Here is a 3,652-nt window from a genome sequence, read left to right on the forward strand (position 1 = left end):
GTCCCCGCCGGCCGCCGCCAGCGCGGCGTACTCCCAGCCCTCCTGGTCGCCGTCCGGCCAGGCCGCGATCAGCGCGTCGGTCACCGCATGCGCGGTCAGCGGACCGGGCAGCGATCGGTCGGAGACCAACCTGGCAAGGCGATCCAGGTCGAGAGGGAGGTAGACGCGGTGGCTCATGGGCTCGGCTTCTTTGCGGTCTTGGGGCGGCCTCGAGGCGCGCGCGTGCGACCACCTGTGGTGTGGTCGACGAGCTCTTCCAACGCCTCGGTGATGCATTGTCCCAGGACCGCCAGGTCGGGCAGCGCGTCGCGGTCGCCGGTGATCCCGTAGAAGACCCCGCCGTCGTAGGAGGTGACCCCGATCGCGAGTGCATGCCCGGGCAGCAGCGGCTGGACCGGATAGGTCTCCAGCATCCGCGCACCGGCGGCGTACAAGGGGAACTGCGGACCGGGCACGTTGGTGACGGTCAGGTTGAAGTGCCGGCGCTGGGACTGCGCGGCGACCCGCGAGCCGAGTGCGTGGAAGGTGGTCGGAGCGAAGCCGGCCACCCCGGCGAGCCGGTTCGCGGCCACCGCCTGCCCGGTGTCGCGGTGCGCCTGGAACGCGTAGCGCACCTGGTGCAGGCGCACCAGCGGACTGGCCTCGGCGATCGGCAGCTGCACCAGGTGCGGCGTGACCTGACTGCCCAGCGAGGTCGCCTCGAGCTCGTCGTCGATCACCGACATCGGCACCATCGCGCGCAGGTTGCGCATCTTCGACGACGACGTGCCGCGGGCCAGCAGCCAGTTGCGCAGCGCACCGGTGACGGTGGCCAGCACCACGTCGTTGACCGAGGTGTTGTGGGCCAGCCGGATGGCTCGGTAGTCCTCGAAGTCGGTGCGCACGGTGACCAGCCGCCGCTGCTCGGAGAGCTCCGCGGAGATCGGCGAGTCCGGGGTGGGGCGCCGGTTCGCCAGCACGCCGGCCACCGCGGCGAGCCGGTTGCGGCCCTCCTCGGCGCGGCGCAGCAGCCGCTCGGCGGCGGTCTGCCCGGTGGCCAGCACGGTCGCCGGGTCACGCAGCGACTCGGCCACCGCGGAGACCGCCAGCCCCAACGGCGACGGCGCCCGGCGGGGCTCCCAGTCCTCGTGCACCAGCTGCTTGGGCTCGGGCGAGGTGTCCAGCAGGACCTGGCCCAGGTCGACCGTCTCCACGCCGTCGACCAGGATCTGGTGCGACTTGGAGAGCACCGCCACCTTGCCGTCGGCGAGCCCCTCGATCAGGTAGACCTCCCACAGCGGACGGTTCGGGTCGAGCCGCCGCGACATGATCCGGCCGGTCAGCTCGCGCAGCTGCTCCATGGTGCCCGGCCGCGGCAGGCCCGAGCGGCGCACGTGGTAGCTGATGTCGAAGCCGGCGTCGTCGATCCAGACCGGGTTGGCGAGCGAGCCCAGGACCGGGCGGATCACCTTGCGGTAGCGGGGCACGAAGGCGATCCGGTCGGTGATCAGCTGGGTCAGCGCCAGATAGTCGAAGCCGGAGTCGCCCGGATCGAAGATCTCCAGGGTCGCGTTGTGCATGGGCGTCGCCGCCGTGTCGGTCGCCACAAAGGCAAGGTCGCGTGGACGAAGTCGATCGCTCATCCGCCTACCCCTCTCTCATCCCCCCGCGTGACCCAAGAGGCGTCACTTACAGGGATTGTGTCAGAGTCGGGGCTGTCCGATCGGGAACTCCCCCGCTCGGCACGGCCGAGTGAGGAACGAGGAGCGCGCACGATGAACTTCCTGGCGCACGGGGTGGGCGGCGGCGAGGATCTGCCGATCCCCTTCGAGTACGCCCTGGGCGGCGCCTGCGCCGCCCTGGCCATCTCCTTCTCGGTCTTGGCCCTGGCCTGGCGCAAGCCGAAGTTCGAGCAGCCCGGTGGCCGCCCGGCGCCGGCCTGGCTGGCCGGGATCGTCGACAGCGCCTGGTTCTCCCCGCTGCTGCGCACGCTGGGCTTCGCCTTCTTCTGCTACGTCGGCGCGGCCGCGGTCTTCGGCCGCGACGTGATCCTGAACCCGGTCTTCGGCGTCTTCTTCGTGCTGCTGTGGGTCGGCATCGTGCCCGCCTCGCTCCTGTTCGGCCCGTTCTACAAGGCGATCAGCCCGGTCCGGGCGATCAACTCCGCGCTGGCTCGCCTGGCCGGCTCCGACCCGGAGAACGGGCTGCGTGACTACCCGGCCCGACTCGGCATGTGGCCGGCCGCGCTGGGCCTGTTCGCCTTCACCTGGTTCGAGCTGGTCTACCCGTTCGCCAACGAGATCGGCCCGGTCCGGCTGTGGATCGGCGTCTATGTCGCGGTGATGCTGGTCGGCGGCGCCGTCTACGGCAACCGGTTCTACGAGAACGCCGACCCGTTCGAGGTCTTCTCCACCCTGGTCGGCCGGCTCTCGGTCTGGGCCCGCGACGAGGACGGCCGGCTCGTCGTCCGCTCGCCGTTGGCCAACCTCGCCACCACGCCGCCGACCCCGGGCCTGGTCGCGGTCTGCGCGGTGCTGCTCGGCAGCACCGCCTTCGACTCCTTCCGCGGCTCGCGGGTCTGGGTCCAGTTCGTGCTGGACACCCCCGACGTCTCCAGCAACCTGTTGAACCTGGGCGGCCTGGTCGGGCTGATCGCGCTGGCCGGCGTGCTCTTCGTGGTGGCCAGTCTGCTCACCGGCGTCGACCACCCCGACCACCGCTGGCGGTTGCCGGCGGCCTACGCGCACTCGCTGGTGCCGATCATCGCGGGCTACTTCTTCGCCCACTACCTCAGCTACTTCGTGGAGTACGGGCAGATCACCCTGCTCCAGCTGAGCGACCCGATGGCGAACGGCTCCGACCTGCTCGGCATCGCCGACCGCTCGCCCAGCTACTGGCTCTCCGAGCACCCGACCCTGCTGGCCACGCTCAAGGTGCTCGGCGTCGTCGTCGGCCACGTGGTCGGCGTGGTCGCCGCCCACGACCGGGCGATCGCGCTGCTGCCCAAGCGGCACCAGCTCACCGGCCAGCTCTCCATGCTGGTGGTGATGGTGGCCTTCACCGTGGGTGGGCTGACCCTGCTGTTCAGCGCCTGAGCAGCGCCTCAGCGGCCGGCGCGCACGGTGAGCCGGACCACCGCGCGCGCACCGTCGGGTGAGCGGTAGCGCAGCACCAGCCGGTGCTTGCCCGGCCGCAGCCCGGCAAGGCGGAGCACGGCGCGTCCGTGGTTGCGCGGGCGCAGCGTGGTGGCCGCGAGCCGTCGTCCGGCGCGGATGACCCGCACCGTGCCGCGGGCGTTGACGGCGTTCGAGACGCGCACCTTCGCCACCACCGCGAGCCGGCGGTTCGCGACCACCCGGGCACCGCGGCCGGGCCGCTTGACGGTGATCGTGGCGCGCGGCCGGCCATGGCTCGCACCGAAGTCGCCCTTGGCCGCGAGCAGCTCCGCATAGGCCTGCTGCCCCTGCGCGTTGGGGTGGTAGTAGTCGCTGAGGTCCACCGCCGCCGGATCGAGGATCTGCATCAGCCAGCGCTCCGCGTTGCTGCCGCCGGCGTCGGGCTCGTGGCCCGCGAACCGCTCCGGCACGCCGGACAGGAAGCGGACCTGTCCGGGTACCTTCGCGCCGGCCCGCGCAGCGACCTTCGCCAGCTCCCGGTTGCCGTCGGTGACCAA

General features: G+C 71.9%; 4 protein-coding genes. 1 reads left to right on the top strand and 3 read right to left on the bottom strand.

From position 1 onward, the window contains the following. Together ABD151_RS21920 and ABD151_RS01315 are read right to left on the bottom strand one after the other, a co-directional pair. Window positions 1-276 (bottom strand): DUF6912 family protein (locus tag ABD151_RS21920; protein WP_425571838.1); only part of this gene is annotated, 276 nt, incomplete at its 3' end. Next, window positions 174-1,622 (bottom strand): WS/DGAT/MGAT family O-acyltransferase, encoded by a 1,449-nt coding sequence (locus tag ABD151_RS01315; RefSeq protein WP_343990534.1) that lies wholly within the window; start codon window positions 1,620-1,622, stop codon window positions 174-176. The genes ABD151_RS21920 and ABD151_RS01315, both read right to left, overlap by 103 nt. Window positions 1,623-1,754: 132 nt before the next feature. Between ABD151_RS01315 and ABD151_RS01320 the strand changes: the two genes are divergently transcribed. Beyond that, window positions 1,755-3,074 (top strand): hypothetical protein, encoded by a 1,320-nt coding sequence (locus ABD151_RS01320; RefSeq protein WP_343990536.1) that lies wholly within the window; start codon window positions 1,755-1,757, stop codon window positions 3,072-3,074. A gap of 8 nt (window positions 3,075-3,082) precedes the next feature. Here ABD151_RS01320 and ABD151_RS01325 read toward each other — a convergent pair. Next, the coding region (locus ABD151_RS01325) for an SGNH/GDSL hydrolase family protein (protein ID WP_343990538.1) at window positions 3,083-3,652 on the bottom strand (570 nt) is incomplete at its 5' end.

The sequence above is a fragment of the Nocardioides dubius genome, from assembly GCF_039528155.1.
Classification (GTDB): Bacteria; Actinomycetota; Actinomycetes; order Propionibacteriales; family Nocardioidaceae; genus Nocardioides; species Nocardioides dubius.

What these genes read in the sequence shown, in the direction of transcription:
- ABD151_RS01315 (WP_343990534.1), bottom strand. Translation starts at nt 1,622, where the DNA reads ATGAGCGATCGACTTCGTCCACGCGACCTTGCCTTTGTGGCGACCGAC.
- ABD151_RS01320 (WP_343990536.1), top strand. Translation starts at nt 1,755, where the DNA reads ATGAACTTCCTGGCGCACGGGGTGGGCGGCGGCGAGGATCTGCCGATC.